13 protein-coding genes and 1 pseudogene are annotated in these 15,115 nt (G+C 63.0%); 9 read left to right on the forward strand and 5 right to left on the reverse strand.

All coding sequences use genetic code 11. From position 1 onward, the window contains the following. The first annotated feature begins 42 nt into the window (after positions 1–42). Positions 43–771, forward strand: coding sequence for a precorrin-4 C(11)-methyltransferase (gene cobM, locus PQQ95_RS19090; protein ID WP_408439225.1), 729 nt, complete (start codon positions 43–45; stop codon positions 769–771). 19 nt (positions 772–790) lie between these two features. On the opposite strand, the gene PQQ95_RS19095 is transcribed toward cobM, so the two are convergent. Both PQQ95_RS19095 and speB read right to left on the reverse strand, forming a co-directional pair. Then, positions 791–1,891: a polyamine ABC transporter substrate-binding protein gene (locus PQQ95_RS19095; protein ID WP_408439558.1), complete on the reverse strand. Its 1,101-nt coding sequence runs from the start codon at positions 1,889–1,891 to the stop codon at positions 791–793. A gap of 57 nt (positions 1,892–1,948) precedes the next feature. Beyond that, entirely contained in the window at positions 1,949–2,944 is a 996-nt protein-coding gene (gene speB, locus PQQ95_RS19100) for an agmatinase (protein WP_408439228.1), read from the reverse strand. Between the two features lie 184 nt (positions 2,945–3,128). On the opposite strand from speB, the gene PQQ95_RS19105 reads away from it, so the two are divergent. The 3 genes from PQQ95_RS19105 to PQQ95_RS19115 all read left to right on the forward strand — a co-directional run bounded on the left by PQQ95_RS19105 (position 3,129) and on the right by PQQ95_RS19115 (position 6,118). After that, positions 3,129–4,016, forward strand: coding sequence for a LysR substrate-binding domain-containing protein (locus PQQ95_RS19105; protein ID WP_408439230.1), 888 nt, complete (start codon positions 3,129–3,131; stop codon positions 4,014–4,016). A gap of 84 nt (positions 4,017–4,100) precedes the next feature. Next, positions 4,101–4,994 carry an AraC family transcriptional regulator gene (locus PQQ95_RS19110; RefSeq protein WP_408439561.1) on the forward strand — a complete coding sequence of 298 codons (894 nt, stop codon included), beginning with the start codon at positions 4,101–4,103 and terminating at the stop codon, positions 4,992–4,994. A 2-nt stretch (positions 4,995–4,996) separates the two neighbouring features. After that, positions 4,997–6,118, forward strand: a complete 1,122-nt coding sequence (locus PQQ95_RS19115; RefSeq protein WP_408439233.1) for an alpha/beta hydrolase family protein — start codon at positions 4,997–4,999, stop codon at positions 6,116–6,118. A gap of 6 nt (positions 6,119–6,124) precedes the next feature. Here the strand turns inward: PQQ95_RS19115 and PQQ95_RS19120 are convergent, their stop codons facing one another. Then, positions 6,125–7,618 (reverse strand): MDR family MFS transporter, encoded by a 1,494-nt coding sequence (locus PQQ95_RS19120; protein WP_408439235.1) that lies wholly within the window; start codon positions 7,616–7,618, stop codon positions 6,125–6,127. A gap of 238 nt (positions 7,619–7,856) precedes the next feature. On the opposite strand from PQQ95_RS19120, the gene PQQ95_RS19125 reads away from it, so the two are divergent. The 3 genes and pseudogenes from PQQ95_RS19125 to PQQ95_RS19135 all read left to right on the forward strand — a co-directional run. Then, entirely contained in the window at positions 7,857–8,117 is a 261-nt protein-coding gene (locus tag PQQ95_RS19125) for a DUF1488 family protein (protein ID WP_408439238.1), read from the forward strand. Positions 8,118–8,390: 273 nt separating this feature from the next. Next, positions 8,391–9,026: a carbonic anhydrase gene (locus PQQ95_RS19130; protein WP_408439564.1), complete on the forward strand. Its 636-nt coding sequence runs from the start codon at positions 8,391–8,393 to the stop codon at positions 9,024–9,026. 113 nt (positions 9,027–9,139) lie between these two features. After that, positions 9,140–9,229 (forward strand): annotated as a pseudogene (locus PQQ95_RS19135) (type 1 glutamine amidotransferase domain-containing protein); the annotation flags it as partial. A 9-nt stretch (positions 9,230–9,238) separates the two neighbouring features. On the opposite strand, the gene PQQ95_RS19140 reads toward PQQ95_RS19135, so the two are convergent. Together PQQ95_RS19140 and PQQ95_RS19145 are read right to left on the reverse strand one after the other, a co-directional pair. Then, the gene (locus PQQ95_RS19140; RefSeq protein WP_408439240.1) at positions 9,239–9,820 is read right to left on the reverse strand and encodes an alpha-ketoglutarate-dependent dioxygenase AlkB family protein; all 582 of its coding nucleotides are present in this window, start codon (positions 9,818–9,820) and stop codon (positions 9,239–9,241) included. Positions 9,821–9,971: 151 nt separating this feature from the next. Then, positions 9,972–12,290 carry a PA14 domain-containing protein gene (locus PQQ95_RS19145; RefSeq protein WP_408439243.1) on the reverse strand — a complete coding sequence of 773 codons (2,319 nt, stop codon included), beginning with the start codon at positions 12,288–12,290 and terminating at the stop codon, positions 9,972–9,974. Positions 12,291–12,635: 345 nt separating this feature from the next. On the opposite strand from PQQ95_RS19145, the gene PQQ95_RS19150 reads away from it, so the two are divergent. Beyond that, positions 12,636–13,535 carry a DMT family transporter gene (locus PQQ95_RS19150; RefSeq protein WP_408439245.1) on the forward strand — a complete coding sequence of 300 codons (900 nt, stop codon included), beginning with the start codon at positions 12,636–12,638 and terminating at the stop codon, positions 13,533–13,535. A gap of 141 nt (positions 13,536–13,676) precedes the next feature. Continuing rightward, entirely contained in the window at positions 13,677–14,831 is a 1,155-nt protein-coding gene (locus PQQ95_RS19155; protein ID WP_408439248.1) for an epoxide hydrolase family protein, read from the forward strand. Positions 14,832–15,115 lie beyond the last annotated feature (284 nt).

A 15,115-nucleotide genomic window follows, 5' to 3' on the forward strand; every position in this document is an offset into this window, starting at 1 on the left:
CGCATGCATGACAGGCCGATCAAACAAATCATGGAGTGTTGAATGACGGTGTTTTTTATCGGCGCGGGTCCAGGCGACCCGGAACTGATCACGGTGAAAGGGCAACGCCTCGTGCGCAACTGCCCGGTGATCCTGTACGCCGGGTCGCTGGTGCCGGCCGCTGTTCTGGAAGGGCATGCCGCGGAGCAGGTCGTGAATACCGCCGAACTCGACCTCGATCAGATCGTCGCCTTGCTCAGGGCGGCACACGACAAAGGTCAGGACGTGGCGCGCGTGCATTCCGGCGACCCGTCCCTGTACGGCGCGATCGGCGAGCAGATCCGCAGACTGCGCGAACTCGACATTTCCTACGAGATCGTCCCCGGCGTGACGGCGACCGCCGCCTGTGCGGCGACGCTCGGCTGCGAACTCACCTTGCCCAATATTTCGCAAACGCTGATCCTTACGCGCTTCGCCAGCAAAACGACGATGCCGGAGGGTGAACAACTCGCCGACCTCGCGAGACATCGCGCGACGATGGCGATTCACCTCGGCGTGCGCCATCTCGCGCGCATCGTCGATGAATTGCGGCCGCATTACGGCGGCGCGTGCCCGATCGCCGTGATCTATCGCGCGAGCTGGCCGGATGAGGAAAAAATCACCGGCACGCTCGACGATATCGTCGGCAAAGTGCAGTCCACCCATATCGAGCGGACAGCGCTGATCCTGGTGGGGCAGGTGCTGGCGGCCGAAGGATTCGCGGAGTCGACGTTATACGCGAAAGGCGGCTGACCGCCACGCCGCCGATTCGTTATCCGCCTGTCTTCAACTGGGCCCACAGCCTGCCTTCCAGGCGTTTGATCTGGGCCGGCAACGGCTTGAGCAGAAACAGCGTTTTCAGCACGGACTCAGGCGGGTACACGGTCGGATCGTTGAGAATTTCCGGCCGCACGAATTTGCGCGCGGCGGTGTCCGCATTCGGATAAAACACCGCATTGGTGATCCCGGCATGAACCTCGGGGCGCTCGATATAGTTGATCCAGTCGAGCGCCGCCTCCGGATGCGGCGCATCTTTCGGAATCGCCATCATGTCGAACCAGACCGGCGCCCCGCCTTGAGGAATGAAGTATTTGACCTCATAACTTTTGCCGGCTTCGCGCGCGCGATGGCTGGCCATCGACACATCCCCCGACCAGCTCAGTGCGAAACAGATGTCGTCGCCCGCGAGATCGTTGATATAACTCGTCGCATTGAACTGCGTGACGTACGGGCGGATTTTCTTGAGTGCTTCGTATGCGGCCTGGTAGTCGGCCGGATTCACGCTGTTCGGATCGCGGCCGAGATAGTGCAACGTCACCGCGAACACGTCGGTCGGCGCATCGAGTAAGGACACGCCGCAAGTCTTCAGCTTGCTCAGATATTCGGGCTTGAAGAGGATGTCCCAGTTATCGAGCGGCGCGTCGTTGCCGAGAATCTTTTTGACCCGCGTGACGTTGTAGCCAAGCCCCGTGGTGCCCCACGCCCACGGCACCGCGTATTGATTGCCGGGGTCCGCATCGGCGACCAGCTTCAGCAGACTGGGGTCGAGGTTCACCAGGTTCGGCAGTTTCGATTTGTCGAGCTTCTGGTAGATGCCGGCCTGGATCTGCTGGGCGAGAAAGTTCGAGGTCGGCACCACGACGTCGTAACCGGTCGAGCCGGTCAGCAATTTAGCCTGCAAGGTTTCGTCGCCGTCGTACACGTCGTAGCGCACATGAATGCTCGACTCTTTCTCGAAGTTCGGCACCGTATCTTTCGCGATGTAGTCGGCCCAGTTGTACAGATTCAGCAGCTTTTCGTCGGCGTGCGAGGGTGTGCCGAAAGCGCTCAACAGCAGCGCAGCCAGCATCGACACGGCCGGCCTGGACTTCATGAAGGGGTGGGGCATGATGGTCTTCCAGAGTGGTTTCAACAGGGCGGTTGGCGGCGCTTACATGCGCTGATGGCGTTGCAGTTTCTGATTGCGCATCAGGCACAGCATGTCGGCGGCAAGGTGGGCTGCGGCGAGCGCGGTGACGTCGCTGTGGTCGTAGGGCGGCGACACTTCCACCACGTCCGCACCGACCAGATTCACGGCGCCCAGCGCGCGAACGATTTCCAGTGCCTGGGCCGAACTCAGACCGCCCGCCACCGGCGTGCCGGTGCCGGGTGCGAAGGCCGGATCGAGACAGTCGATGTCGAAGGTGAGGTAGGTGGGCGCATCGCCGACAATCGACAGCACTGCGTCGATGGTCGCTTGTGTGCCGTTGCGATGGACCCACGGCGCGTCGAGAATGCGCACGCCCATGAAGTCGTCGTTCCAGGTGCGAATGCCGATCTGCACCGAGCGTGCGGGATCGATCAGCCCTTCACGGATCGCCTTGTAGAACATCGTGCCGTGGTTCAGCGAATCGGGGTTGTCGTCCGGCCACGTGTCGCAGTGCGCGTCGAAGTGGATCAGGCTCAACGGCTTGCCGTACTTTTCAGCGTGCGCGACCAGCAGCGGGTAGGTGATGTAGTGGTCGCCGCCGAGCGTCAGCATGCGGGCGCCCGTGGCGAGAATCTCGCGGGCGTGGGCGACGATCGCGTCACGAATGCCCGACGGATTGTGGGCGTCGAACCAGCAGTCGCCGTAGTCGACCACATTCAGATGATCGAACGGATCGATGCCCCACGGAAACGCGCCCAGCTCGGCCAGTTGCACGGACGCAGCACGCATGCCCGCAGGGCCGAAGCGCGTGCCGGGGCGGAAGGTGGTGGCGAGGTCGAGCGGAATGCCCGATACGGCGACGTCGACGCCGGTGAGATCGCGGGTGTAGGGCCGGCGCATGAAGGACAGCACGCCGGCATAAGTGGGCGCGTGGGGTTGGCCGGCCTCATCAGTGCCAGCCGTGCCCGCGGCAGGGCTGGTTGAAGCAGGGCGCAAAGCGTTCAGGTTCAGGGTCATACACGTCGATCCAGTCAGTTTCAATGGGTGCTGTCATACAAATATTTCTCATGCCTGACGAAGCGGCATGCGATGTATGACGAGCAATTGACGCTATGATTGCGAGGCAATATTCCGGCGAAAAGCGAAGAATCTTGTTGGAAGTATCGATATTTCTAATATCTCTCCTGACCGTGGCGCCCCGATGCGTAGACTTCCCCCTCTGCAGGCCTTGCTCGCTTTCGACGCCGCCGCGCGTCTCGGCAGCTTCACGCGCGCGGCGCAGGAACTCGCGCTGACCCAGTCGGCGATCAGCCATCAGATCCAGCAACTCGAGGAGTGGGCCGGCGTGCCGCTGTTCCGGCGGATCGGGCGCGGGGTCGCGTTGACGGCCGCCGGCGTGCTGTTTGCGCAGACCGTGACGTCGGCGATGACGACCCTCGCGGATGGGCGCGATCGCATCGAGCCGTATGGCAATCCCGACTCCGTGATCATCTATTGCGCGCCGCAGTTTGCGACGGGCTGGATCATGCCGCGCATGCCGGCGTTTTCGGCGGCGCTGCCGGACATCGAGATCTGGCTCGTTACCGGGGACGAGGTCAACGAGATCGATCGTGTCGATGTCGACCTGATCGTTTCCACGAAGGAGATCCGCACGCCCGACGTGATCTGCGAGCCGTTGCTGGACGAGGAGGCGGTCGCTATCTGCGGACCCGTGACCGCGCGCCGTCTGCGTTCGGCGCCCTTTCCCGAGGTGTTGACCCAGGCGCCGTTGCTGGTGCTCGAATCGCGTCCGGAGTGGGCGCCGTGGTTGCCTGAATTAAGGCGCGGCGGTTTGCGCACGCGGCGTGCGATGACGGTCGACGATCCGCGCATCCTCGTGGCGGCGGCCGAGCAGGAGGCGGGCATCGCGATGGTGTCCAGGCTCACCGCCGGCGATGCACTGACGAGCGGGCGGGTCGAGGTCTTGCCGCAAGTGCCGGGCTTCGCACTCGCGCCGCTGTGGTTGATGCGCTCCGCCCAACCGGCGCGCTCCGCTGCGGTGGATGCGGTTTATGCGTGGATGGTGAGGCTCTGCCGGGACGATGATTGACGCGCTGCCCGCGCTCTGCGCCGCGGAAAATTTCGCAAGCTCTGCACCGTCTTCCGGCCACGACGCGGCTATCCTAGCGCCATGATGAAGCCCAGCACCGAACGCGATTACCGTCGACGGATTGCCCGCGTAATCGAGGCGATCCTGGTGGAGCCCGGTGCGCCACACACGCTCGAAAGCCTTGCCGCGGTGGCGCATCTTTCACCGTATCACTTCCATCGCATCTATCGCGCATTGACCGGCGAGAGTGTGGTCGAGACCGTGCAACGCCTGCGGCTCGCCCAGGCCGCGCAAAGGCTGACCGATGCGGCCGCGTTGGTCACCACGGTTGCGCACGATGCCGGCTACAACAGTCCGCAGGCTTTTGCGCGCGCGTTTCGTGGTTTCACCGGGGTCACGCCGAGCGAATTCAAGGCGCGGCAGAAACGCTTCGCCGCACCGTCGAAAGCGCGGCGCACAAGCGAGCCGTGTGAGGCCGCCACGACTGAAAGCAGGATGTCGGTTTTGCCGGCGGTCGAACTCGCCGAGATCGCACCGATCGATGTGATGTGCCTTCGCCACGCAGGGCCTGTCGCCACAATCGGGCAGACCTACCGGTCGCTGATGGACATGCTGCGCTGCGAGGGGAGCTCGACGAAGGGGCAACGCGTCGGCCTCTGCATGCACGATCCTGCGCTGAGCGGGGGCTTCCAGTACTACGCCGGCATCGTCGCCACGCCTCATGCCGCGCCGCGGGCGGCAGAGGGCGAGGCAATCGAGACGGTGCGCGTGGAGGGCGGCCTGTATGCGGTCCATCGGCTGGTTGGCCCGTATGCGTTGATCGCACCGACCTTCCGTGCGCTCTACGGCGGCTGGCTGCCGCAAAGCGGTTATGCGCGCGACGACCGTCCGGGGCTCGAGGTGTACCGGAACCCGATGGTTGCCGGTTTGCAGCATGCCTGTGTCACGGATCTGATGATCCCCATTCGCAAGGACTGAACATGTTTCGTCGTTACTGTGCCGCCTTTGCATGCGCGGCGGCGTTGTGGTCGGCGGCGGGTGCCGCGCCGACGGATCAGGCCTTGCATGTGGGCGAGGCGACGCGTGTCTTTCATCCCGCTGTGGCCCGCTATTGGCGTGGGGCCCAGACACAGGCGCTTGTGACGACCATCTGGTATCCGGCCGATCTGACAAGCCCGGAAGTCACGCATGACATTGGCGCACACGGTCATCCGTTTTTCCACGGGCATCCCGCTGCCGTCGATGCGCCTCTGTCGGGCGCGCGCGCAAAATATCCGCTGCTCGTGCTGTCACACGGTACCGGCGGCACCGCGGACAGTCTCGACTGGCTGGCTGCCGCGCTGGCCGCGCAAGGCTACATCGTCGCCGGCGCCAATCATCCGGGCAACAGCGCGATGGAGCCGATGACCCGCGACGGCTTCATGCTCTGGTGGGAACGCGCCACGGACGCCAGCGAAGTGCTCGACGGTGTGCTTGCCGATCCGATGATGGGTCCGCATGTCGACCGGGACCGGATCGGCGCGGTGGGATTCTCGCTCGGTGGATATACGGTTCTTGAACTGGCGGGCGCACGCACCAATTTGCCGGCGTTCGAGCGCTTCTGCGCGTCGCCGCAGGCCGATGCCATCTGTCATCCGCCGGAAGCCGCCAGAATTCATGAGGACCCTCAAGCGCCTGCCTTGACGCTCGCCACGCTTTCATCCGAGACGAAGGCGTCACGGGCGCGCGCCGGTGATTCGTATCGTGACCCGCGCATCAAGGCAGTCTTTGCGATCGCACCGGCGCTGGGCGAGGCCTTCGATAGCACCTCGTTCGCCGACGTTGCGATTCCCGTCTCGCTGCTTGCGGGCGAGGCTGACGTGACCGCGCCGGTGGACACCAACATTCACCGCATCGCGGGGTTGATGCCGAAGGCAAACATCACGATGGTGCCGGGCGCGTCGCACTACACCTTTCTGGATACCTGCTTGCCCGCAGGTATGGAACACCTTGCGACGATCTGCAAGGATAGTCCCGATGTCGATCGCGATGCGATCCATGCACAGACGGCCCAGCGGGCGATCGATTTTTTCGCCGCCACCTTGCCTGCGGGCGGCGCGTAGCGAAGTTCAGTCCTCGATCGGTGACAACGCTTCAAGCGGCACCTGCTTCGCCGGCCCGATGTGGATCGCCGGCACGAAGCCCAGCAGCACGACCACAAAAATCGCAATCGCAAAGATCGAGATGAAGGTGAGGTGCAGCGACTGATGCAACACCATGCGGATCATGTCGCTATCGGCGAGACTGGCTACCTGATTCTGCAACAGCGCTCTCAGCTGATCCGAGGTGACCACGGCGACGTCTTTCGAATGACTGAGTCCGAAGTTGAGCACCGCGCCAAACAGCGTTGCGCCCAGCGTGCTGCCGAGATTGCGTGAAAAGAGATTCGACGCGGTGGCGCTGCCGCGTTCGTCCATCTTGACGATCTCCTGGATCAGCACCAGACAACTGACGCTCGACGTGCCCATGCCGAAGCCCATGATGAGCGAACCGAACGCCGCGATGAGCGGCGAGCCGCCAGGCTGCAGGAACAGCAGCAGCACCGCGCCGATCGGGATGAACGCGCTGCCGCCGATCAGAATGCGCCGCAAGCCGAGGCGGTGAAATGATTTTGCCGCGAGCGTCGCGCCCGCCGGCCAGCCTACCATCATCATCGTGAGCGCGAGACCTGCGACCACCGGCGAGCGGTGCAGCACGCCCTGAACGTACATCGGCAGGAAGGTGGTGGCGCCCATCAGGATCATGCCGGACAGCACGGTTGAGGCATTGCACGCGGCAATCGGCCGGCGGCTCCAGAGCGCGAACGAGATCATCGGCTCAGCCGCGCGGCGCTCCTGGAATACGAACAACAGCAGGCACAGCATGAACGCGCCACCTGCGAGCGATGCCTTGGCGATGTCGTCGTCGCCGGCGTAAGTCAGCGCCATCATCAGCGCCGCGATGGCCGCCATGAAGAGCGCCGCGCCCGCGAAGTCGATCGACGGACGCGCATGGCGCTCCGATTCGCGCAGGAATGCGATGAAGCCGGCTGCCGAGGCAAGGCCGATCGGCACGTTCATCCAGAAGATCCACGCCCACGACAGGTTGTGAATGATGAAGCCGCCGACCATCGGCCCGACCACCGCTGAAATGGCCCACACGCTGGCAAGATAGCCTTGCACCTTGCCGCGCTCGCGCGCCGGATAAAGGTCGGCGACGATGGTCAGCGTAACCGGCTGGATCGCGCCTGCGCCGACGCCCTGAATCAGGCGGAACACGATCATGGCCGGCATCGACCAGGCGAAACCGGCCAGCACCGAGCCGAGCAGAAAGATCGCGATGCCGGCGAGCATGATGGGCTTGCGCCCATACAGGTCGGCGAGCTTGCCGAACACCACGGTCATCGCGGTTTGCGTCAGCAGGAACGACGAAAAGACCCAGCTATAGAGATGCAGATCGCCGAGTTGCGCGACGATTTGCGGCATGGCGGTGGAAACGATGGTGGCTTCGATGGCGACCATCGCCATTGATGCCATCACTGCGGCAATGACCAGAGGGCGCGACGATTGGAGGCTGCGGGACATGGGGCGGGTAGTATTAGGATGTTGGACGCGTCTGACGGCGTGACTGATGGCGGGCATGCCGCGACGCAAAAGCGCGGCCGCACGAAGGCGGCCGATATCGAGTATGCACCTTGCGGAGAATGTGCGCTGAGCGCGCGCAGCGATGGCCAGGTTCACGCGACGCTGATACGACTTTAAAGCGGCCGCTTGGCACAGCCTTTGCGCGCTCATGGGCACTTTTGCCAAACGGAGGAATATTATGCGGATCGAATTCACCGGACGCCGTGAAGTGGTGGCAGCGTCGCGCGTCGCCTTCGAAGCCAACGTCGATGGGGCTGACGTCTGGTGCAGCGTGTCGCTGGACGCGCTGAACGACCATTTCGGCAACGCGGGTCCATCGGCCCACAATCTGGTGGGGACTTTCGAAGCCAATCGCGCACGGATTGAAAATGCCACACGGCGGGTTCTCGAAAAAAACGGGGGGCGATCCGTGGAACTCGAGACCGGGGATTTCAACTGAGGCCCGGGTGGTCCGCCTCCTGACTTGAGAGGACGGTCCGGCATCTGCGCGCCGGACCTGCTCGCCTCGTTTTTCGCCAGCCACTGCCATGCGAGCGCGAACGGCGGCCTTGCGTTCGGCGACCGCCACGCGGTTTCAAATCCGTTCGCGGCGGTGGGGTTTGCGGGCGTACCGTTCGCGCTACGGTATAGTCGCGGCAACCGATCGCAGACTCGCCCCGGACCCTTTGCCGCAAGCTCGGCGGGCCGAGGTTTCGACTATCCGGAGAACGTCGTGCAGGAAATCATAGAAGGATTCGTCCGCTTTCAACGCGAGGTCTTCCCGCAGCAAAGCGCATTGTTCAAACGCTTATCGATTGCGCAAAATCCGAGAACGCTGTTCGTGACCTGCTCGGACAGCCGTGTCGTTCCCGAGCTCCTGACGCAGGTGGAACCCGGCGCACTATTCGTGATCCGCAACGCGGGCAACATCGTGCCGTCTTACGGCCCGGAACCGGGCGGCGTGTCGGCCACGGTCGAATACGCGGTCGCGGCATTGGGCGTGCGCGATATCGTGATTTGCGGTCACTCCAACTGCGGCGCGATGACAGCCATCTGTACGTGCACGAACCTCGACCACATGCCGGCCGTGGCGGGGTGGCTTCGTCATGCCGACGCGGCGAAAGCGATTAACGCGTCGCGAACGTATGCCTCGGATGCCGAGCGTCTCGACGCTCTCGTCAAAGACAACGTGCTGGCTCAACTCGCGAATATTCGCACGCATCCCTCCGTAGCCGTGGGCCTGGTGAATAAAACGTTGCGACTGCACGGCTGGATTTTCAACATCGAAAGCGGCGCGATGCTCGCACTCGATGGGCGCACAGGGCAGTTCCTGCCGTTGGTGGACAACCCTGAAATTTACGCTGTCTAGCGGCGTGCCGCCGAGCCGCGAAAAGCGCATGCGGTGACGCCGGAAAACCCGTTGCCGCGATCTGCCATGCATCCGGCGTGCTACGTCCTGCAAAGGGGCTGGATTAACAGCGGCATGTGGTGGTCGCGGGCAATCTGATCACGGGGCAGAATCCCGCTTCGTCCGAAGCGGCGGCTAAAGCGTTGCTCGCGAAACTCGGTTAGGACGCCGCCTCAACCGGCGTAGCAGCGGAATGCAAGGCTGATACGCGGCTCGGTGACGCCGGCCGCCTTGGGAATGCCGTGCTCATGCGTGAATTGCGAGGCGTAGCTCATGACGACGCAACTGCCGGGCGCCAGTTCCACGTGCAAGATCCTGCCGGAACCGGCCTTCGGGCGGATCGACATGCGGCGGCTCGCGCCGAGCGAGACGATCGCAATCGGCTGGGCGGCCACCAGCTTTTCCGTTTTATCGCCGTGGAGCGCGACGCTGTCGTGGCCGTCGCGATAGAGATTGAGGCCGACCCGATTGAACGGCGCGCCGAATAGCGCGCGGACGGCTTCAAATGCTTCGCCGAGCGGCGCAGGCAGATCTTCAGATTCGCGGGCGAAAGTGGCGAGCAGACGCGGCACCGCGACCTCCCGGTCATACATCATGCGTTGCTGGCTCATCCAGCCGATATTTTCAAGTGCCTGCCCGAACCACCGTTGCGCGGCAGGCGCGGGGATCGAATCAGGTAAATATCGAATGCCGCCTTGCTCGTCATGGACGAGGGACACCGGCTCGGGGGCAAACAGGCCTTGCTGGAACACCATGATTCAAACCTTGGGGAGCAACAGCCCAGAGGAGAGATGAAGGGCTGTCCATACCGATCATTATACTGTGTTTTTATACAGTGTTTCGGGTTGTGCCTCGAATCGGTCGGCAGCCGCTGCCGCGCTGCCGACCGGCTAAACGATCGCTCGTTCAGTTCGACGTCACGAGCGAATCCGAAGGCACGATCCGCAGTGCCCCAGGGTTCTGCGCCGCCGGGCTCGACCACGTCAGGTGCATGCTTGCCGGGCCCGTACCATGCACATACTCGACCTTGATCGAGGCGCGCTGCTTCGCGGTGAGCCACGTCGTGCCGCTCACGGTGGCGAGCGTCGAGGTCTTCTTGTTGATGACCCGCACCCCGTTGATCCACAGGCGCGCAATGTTGTCGCTATTGATCGAGAACGTATAGAGCCCTGTTTTGCCAGCCTCTATCGCGCCGGTCCACCGCACGCCATAACCGGTCGCGTTGACGCCGGCGGAGGCATCAGGCGAATCGGTGCCGCGCTCGGTGTTCAGGTCGAAGTCGATCAACGGTGCGACCGACGTCTTGACCGGTGCGCTATTGAAAGTCGGATCGTTGTAGTAGCCGACCTGCAGCACCGGCAGCTTGACATCGAATCCACCCGTCAACGCCTGGGTCTCCGAGGTTTGCCACGGGTGACCGTCCGGATAGATCGTCCCCTGGAAGGGCGTTGCCGGTTCGACGGTGGCGGGTGCGCTTGGCACCTGCCCCCAGTGGAAGCGCGTATTGGTGCGGCCGATCATCAATTCCCACACGATAAAGCCCGTCGTGCCGCCGTAGTTCGCCACAATGCCCGGCATGGTTTGACCCGTGGTGCCGGGGAAACCGCGCTGCAGCGTTTCGGAATTCAACGCGCTGACATTGCTGCCGTTCACCGGACCCGTATACGGGTTGTTGTACGGATGGAACGCATAGAAGTCGGAGAAATACGTGCCTTCGTCCTCCTGCACCTGGGGCGAATTGATTGGTTGCGTCGCGCCCGCATTCAGAATCGCGATGCGCGCGTCGTTCATCATCACGGCGCGGGTTTGCTGCAACGCGCCGTTGCCGCTGCAACCCGGTTCGTTCATGGGCTCCCAGAAAATGATGCGTGGGTCGTTGCGGTGCGGCGCGACGAAGTCGGTGATGTAGCTCGCGAGACTTGCCTTGTACGTGATGCTGGCATTGGCCGCGGTCGGCTGGAAATACGCCTGCTCGACCGGCGTGCCCGGCGACTGCACCCACTGGCTGTTATGCACGCCCCAAACCGGCGCGGGCTGCGGACCATACGCGGGCGTCGGGTTCCAGCAGTCGTCGTAGAAGATCGGCGAGACCTTGATGCCGTGCCGCGCGGCGATCTTCAGCAGATTTTCGAACTTGCTCAGGAATGCGACGCGATCGTTCGCCCACACGAGGTAGTGCAGATACACGGCAATCGTATTCATGCCGTACGTTTGCGCGTACGTCAGCTCACGATTGACGATCCCCGGGTCGTAGTTCTCCCAGAAGTCGATCGCGTTCACCGCGTTGGACGGCGTGTAGACCGCGCCGACAACCTTGGAGAAATCGAAGCTGGGTGACGTCACGGTCGGATACGTATGGATCGTGATGTTGCTGAAGCTCGCGCCGACGCCGAATCGCCGCAGCCCGAAGCTGCCCGACTGGAAGGCCGCGGGGAGCGCGTTGGTGGCGTCGTTCACGCTGATCACGCGCTGCTGGTCGAGGTCGACCGTGATAGCCGTGCCGCTCGTCGTGACTTTCAGGTGGTGCGTGCTGCCGCCCACGATCGTGCTCATCGGATACGCGATAAAGCTCGTCCAGTTGTTGTTTTCGCGCCCGACCTGCAGCACGTGCGAGCCGGTGTCGAGGCCGATGTAGTAACCGGTCAGGCTATCGGGGCCACCCGCAGTGGGACTCGTCGTGCGGACGATAAAGCCGGCGTTCGCCGCACCGTTGCCCACCGGCGCGCTCACCGTCACATCCGCTTCGTAGGAAGCCGTGGCATACGTGCTTGCGAGGGCAACGGTTTTATCGCCAGCGCCCGTGCCGTTGGTGGCCGGCGGCGGAATCGTGATGGTCGAACTGCTGGTGCCGGGTTGCCATCCTTGCGTCGATCCGGGCGCGAGGTAGCTCGTGAAGTCGCCGAAGTTGAGCGTCGTGGTGGAAACCGGAGCAGGTGGGGGCGGTGGCGTGTACGGCGGAAGGTTGAGGGTGGGGTCGGCGATCACGAGCGGGGGTGTCGTGGTTTTCATCCCAAGTGGGATGGTTTTCGCCGCCCTGAATTCGGCTTCGACGTTGGCCGTGTCCGCCAAAGCCGCGGCCGAGGCCACCGAGGCTGCGGCTGCTGCCGCTGAGGCATCGACTGCCGCGATCTGCTTGTTCGCCGACGCAGCCACGTCCGGCGAACCGTCATTACCGCCGCAAGCGCCCAGCATGGCGAGCGTTGCCAGCACAAAGTAATTGCGCACCTGTATCTCCTGATGTCCCCGCTTAATTGATGGTCATAATTATTATTAAATTTGCATAAGGCCATAGAGATTGAGCTTTGACCTCATGAATGCGGAAATCGATATGAATAATATTATTAGTTGACAAGACCTGTATCGGTACTTACCCGGAATAGTGCAGACGAAAGGCAGGGCGCCAGACGAGAGGACCGGCGAACTTCCCGGGGCCATGCGGAATGGATGAGCGCGTTTTTCCAGTCGATCGCGCGAAGGGCAGCAGGCATAATCCGTTTTCCGATTACGCCTGCCTTTCACCGGAGGCGAAACCTAAGCGACGCGCTGTTTCGCGCGTTCCCAGGACAACTCATGCCGCCCATCACCGCCGCCCGGAATGCCGCCGTGCCGCTCTCCAGCGTCGCGCTGATTCTTGTTTCGATGTTCTGCTTCGCCCTCGTCGATGCGCTGGCGAAATCCGTGGCGTTCGCCTATCCCGCCAACGAGGTGACGTTCTTCCGGATGCTGTTCGGTTTGTTGCCTGCGATAGCGGTTTGCCTGCGCGGCAAGCCGCTCATCGAGCGTCTCAGGCAGATGGATGTGCGTGGACAAACCTTGCGCGCGCTGACGTTGCTGGGCGCCTCGGGACTGTTCTTTGCCGGGCTGCCCTATGTGCCGCTCAGCGAAGCGGTGGCGATCGTTTACTCGGAGACCTTGCTGGTCATCGTGCTTGCGCCGCTGCTTCTGAAGGAAACGCTCAAGCCGCGCGATGCGCTTGCCGCCGCGGTCGGCTTTGTCGGCGTGCTTTTCGTGGTGCGCCCGGACGGTTCGCATTCGAGCTGGCTCGGTCCGGTTCTGTTGATATCGAGCGCGTTTTTCGGCGCCTTGTCGATCATTCAGATCAAGCGGATTCGCGCCACTGACGATTCGGGCACCACCGTACTGTACTTCACGGTGATCGGCACAATCGTCACCGGTGCATCCCTGTTTTTCGCGTGGCGCACGCCTTCGATCGAAGCGCTCGCGGTGATGGCGCTGCTCGGCGGGTTCGCCACAGCAGGGCAATTGCTGATGACAATGGCATTTCGACAGGCCGACGCCGGTGCGCTCGCGCCGTATAACTACACCAGCATCGTGTGGGCGGCGCTATTCGGTTATATCGCGTGGGGCGAGACGATCGGCAGCATGTCGCTGTTCGGGATTGCGTTGATTGTCGGAAGTTCGATTGCGGTTGCGGTGCGCGGCAAGCAGGCTGAAGGGCCGCTCGTGTAGAAAATGCGCTCATTGTGTACCATGCAGATTGCTTCGCGCGCGCCGTATGCTTCGTGCCTTCGCTCCCGCTGAGTGACCATTCCCCGCGCTATCGAATCCGAAGCCGCTGCGATCTCCACACCCTGTGCCGGATGAACTGACATGCAGATAGAGCCGTTTCGGATTGTCGTGCCCGACGCTGACATCGACGATCTTCGCCGGCGTATTCGCGCCACCCGTTGGGCACCGGCCACGCCGTCGCCCGCCTGGCAGCAAGGTGTCGATTCCGCCTGGTTGCGTGAACTCGCGCAGTACTGGGCCGAGCGTTTCGATTGGCGCGAGGCCGAGCGCAGATTGAATCTGCAACCGCAATTTCTCGCCGAGGTCGACGGTCAGCGTGTGCACTTCGTGCATCGACGCGGCGTCGGCCCGGCATCTTATCCACTCGTGATCACGCATGGCTGGCCGGGATCGTTTTTCGAGTTCCACGCGCTGCTCGACCGGCTATGCGACCCGGCCGCGTTCGGCTGCGATCCGGCCGATGCATTCGACGTCGTCGTTCCCTCGCTGCCCGGCTTCGCGTTCTCGCAGGCGCCGGCGGAGCCCGGCACTTCCGCGTTTCAGGTGGCGGACCTGTGGGCTTCGCTGATGCGCGGCCTCGGTTATGAACGCTTTGGCGCCCAGGGCGGCGATCTGGGCGCCGGTGTCTCGATCGCACTCGCGGCGCGGCATCACGAGGTCGTCGACGGCATTCATCTCAACTTCTTGCCGAGTTCGTACGAGCCTGCAAGCGGCGCCGCGCAGACACCGCTTACGCCCGCAGAAGAAGCCTATCTGCGGGAGAAGGCCGAATGGGCCGCACTGGAAGGCGGCTACGCCCATATGCACAGCACGAAACCGCAGACCCTGGCGGCCTCGCTAAACGATTCGCCGGTGGGGCTGGCCGCATGGATCGGCGAGAAGTTTCGCGCGTGGAGCGATTGCGACGATGACATCGAACGGGTGTTTTCGAAAGACGAATTGCTCACCAATATCTCGCTCTATTGGCACACCCAGAGTATCGGCCCGGCGATACAGATGTATTGGGAAAACCGGCTGCAGCCGATGCGCTTCGCCGAAGGGCAACGCGTCGTGCCGCCGGTGGGGTTCGCCCATTTTCCCAAGGAGATCAATCATCCACCGCGCACGTGGCTCGAACGAACTTTCAACGTCGTGCAATGGACCGATATGCCGAGCGGAGGACATTTTGCTGCAATGGAAAAGCCCGATCTGCTCGCTGCCGAGATTCGCAAGTTTTTCAGGAAGTTGAGACGCTAGGCACGTCGATGTCATTGTGCGGGGGCAGGAGGCGCCAGGCGCATGAACACCTCTGGGCCGACGCACGCGGCGCCTGTTCGATAGCGACGCCGATGCGCCACGCGGCGCGTTTCCGCACTTAATCTTCAAATAAGGTCAGGACCGATCGCGGCGACCCTGCAGCCGCGTATGATCGACGGTCGTTGCCGCATCCGGTTTCTCGCCAGCCCACGCCCGTAGCGCCGTCGACTCGCCCGAATCCGATGCACCCTACAAATCGCCGCTCCCCGTACGCGCCTGATTCG

The organism is Paraburkholderia caffeinilytica (assembly GCF_046030355.1).
Lineage (GTDB): Bacteria > Pseudomonadota > Gammaproteobacteria > Burkholderiales > Burkholderiaceae > Paraburkholderia > Paraburkholderia caffeinilytica_B.

What these genes read in the sequence shown, in the direction of transcription:
- cobM (WP_408439225.1), top strand. Translation starts at nt 43, where the DNA reads ATGACGGTGTTTTTTATCGGCGCGGGTCCAGGCGACCCGGAACTGATC.
- PQQ95_RS19095 (WP_408439558.1), bottom strand. Translation starts at nt 1,891, where the DNA reads ATGAAGTCCAGGCCGGCCGTGTCGATGCTGGCTGCGCTGCTGTTGAGC.
- speB (WP_408439228.1), bottom strand. Translation starts at nt 2,944, where the DNA reads ATGACCCTGAACCTGAACGCTTTGCGCCCTGCTTCAACCAGCCCTGCC.
- PQQ95_RS19105 (WP_408439230.1), top strand. Translation starts at nt 3,129, where the DNA reads ATGCGTAGACTTCCCCCTCTGCAGGCCTTGCTCGCTTTCGACGCCGCC.
- PQQ95_RS19110 (WP_408439561.1), top strand. Translation starts at nt 4,101, where the DNA reads ATGAAGCCCAGCACCGAACGCGATTACCGTCGACGGATTGCCCGCGTA.
- PQQ95_RS19115 (WP_408439233.1), top strand. Translation starts at nt 4,997, where the DNA reads ATGTTTCGTCGTTACTGTGCCGCCTTTGCATGCGCGGCGGCGTTGTGG.
- PQQ95_RS19120 (WP_408439235.1), bottom strand. Translation starts at nt 7,618, where the DNA reads ATGTCCCGCAGCCTCCAATCGTCGCGCCCTCTGGTCATTGCCGCAGTG.
- PQQ95_RS19125 (WP_408439238.1), top strand. Translation starts at nt 7,857, where the DNA reads ATGCGGATCGAATTCACCGGACGCCGTGAAGTGGTGGCAGCGTCGCGC.
- PQQ95_RS19140 (WP_408439240.1), bottom strand. Translation starts at nt 9,820, where the DNA reads ATGGTGTTCCAGCAAGGCCTGTTTGCCCCCGAGCCGGTGTCCCTCGTC.
- PQQ95_RS19150 (WP_408439245.1), top strand. Translation starts at nt 12,636, where the DNA reads ATGCCGCCCATCACCGCCGCCCGGAATGCCGCCGTGCCGCTCTCCAGC.
- PQQ95_RS19155 (WP_408439248.1), top strand. Translation starts at nt 13,677, where the DNA reads ATGCAGATAGAGCCGTTTCGGATTGTCGTGCCCGACGCTGACATCGAC.